2 protein-coding genes are annotated in these 1,718 nt (G+C 67.4%); both read left to right on the forward strand.

The genetic code is table 11. From position 1 onward, the window contains the following. Window positions 1–1,308 (forward strand): DUF7507 domain-containing protein (locus tag AB843_RS24515; RefSeq protein WP_425286840.1); only part of this gene is annotated, 1,308 nt, incomplete at both ends. 29 nt (window positions 1,309–1,337) lie between these two features. After that, a partial coding sequence (locus AB843_RS24520) for a DUF7507 domain-containing protein (protein WP_425286841.1) occupies window positions 1,338–1,718 on the forward strand: 381 nt, incomplete at its 3' end.

Here is a 1,718-nt window from a genome sequence, read left to right on the forward strand (position 1 = left end):
ACCTACACGATCACCCAGGCCGACATCGACGCGGGCAATGTCGACAATCACGCGACATCGACGGCAAAGGACCCGAAGGGCGACGATTTGACGGCGGATTCAAGCCCGCCGGGCGGCAATCCGGGAGACCCGACCGCGACGCCGCTCACCCAGGAAGGCGACTACGACTTCGTGAAGGAGGCGACGCACAACGACGCCAACGACAATGGCTTCGTCGATGCGGGGGAGGTCATCAACTACACGTTCACGGTGGAGAACACGGGCAATGTGAGCCTGACCAACATCGTGGTGACGGATTCGAAGGCGACGGTGTCGGGCAGCCCGCTCCCCGGGCCGCTGGCGCCGGGGGATGTGGATTCCACGAGCGTGACGGGCGTCTACACGGTGAGCCAGGCCGACATCGACAGCGGCAATGTCGACAATGTGGCCAGCGCGAGCGCCAAGGATCCGAAGGGCGATGATGTGCCAAGACAGTCGCGTCCGCCAGGGGGCGATCCCGGCGACCCGACCAGCTTCCCGGTGGCCGGAAAGGGCGAGATGGACCTGGTGAAGGAGGCGACGCTGAACGATGCCAACGCCAACGGCTTCGCCGATGCGGGCGAGACGGTGGACTATGTGTTCACGGTGACCAACACGGGCAATGTGAGCCTGACCAACATTGTCGTGACGGATTCGAAGGCGACGGTGTCGGGCAGTCCGATCGCCGGGCCGCTGGCGCCGGGGGCAAGCGACACGAGCGCGACGGGCATCTACACGATCACGCAGGCAGACATCGACGCGGGCTCGTTCGAGAACGTGGCGGAGGCGACAGGCAAGGACCCGAAGGGCGAGGACGTGACGGCGCTGTCGCGGCCGGCCGACGGCGTGCCGGGCGACGCGACGGTAATCCCGTTCGCCGCCAATCCGGCGATCGAGCTCGAGCTGGTGGACACGCTGACGGATCCGGATGGCGATGGCTATCCATCCCCGGGCGATCTTGTGACCTATGCGTTCAAGGTGCGCAACACGGGCAATGTGACGCTGACGGGGATCACGATCGCCGGCCTCGACGTGACGGGGGTGGACATCGTCGTGCCGGCGGGCCTGCGTGCCAATGCGGCGGTTCCCGTGTCGGGCGGGACGCTGTCGAGCCTTGCGCCGGGGGCGGAGGACACGGGGACGTTCTCGGCAAGCTATCCGCTGACGGCGGCCGACATCGAGGATGGGCGCATCGACGCGACGGCGCTGGTGGCGGCATCGGCGCCGAATGGCGATCCGGTGACGGACATCTCCGACGACCCGGACGATGCGGCGAATGTGGACACGGAANGCTGCTGCCGCAGAATCTGTCCCTGGCGCTGGAGAAGTCGGGAGCGTTCCAGGGGACGCCCGGGCAACAGGCGGAACCCGGCGACACGATCCTCTACACCTTCACGGTGACGAATGACGGCAATGTGCCGGCGAGCGACGTGAAGCCGGCCGATCCCGGCCCGCGCTTCGACGGACATGCGGGAACCGGCAGCCTGTCGGGCTTTACGCCGGCCAGCGCCGATCTCGCCCCCGGCGAGAGCCAGGCATTCACGGCGACCTACACGCTGAGCGCGACGGACATCGGCCATGCGCAGGGTGTGGAGGACGGGATCCAGAACACGGCGAGCGCGGAAGGCACAGGGCTGAAGGGGCGCAAGGCGATGGCCCCGGAGGTCCTGGCGATCGTCGACCTTCCGGGCTTCGCCATC

This window comes from Nitratireductor soli (genome assembly GCF_001050155.1).
GTDB classification, from domain to species: domain Bacteria; phylum Pseudomonadota; class Alphaproteobacteria; order Rhizobiales; family Rhizobiaceae; genus Nitratireductor; species Nitratireductor soli.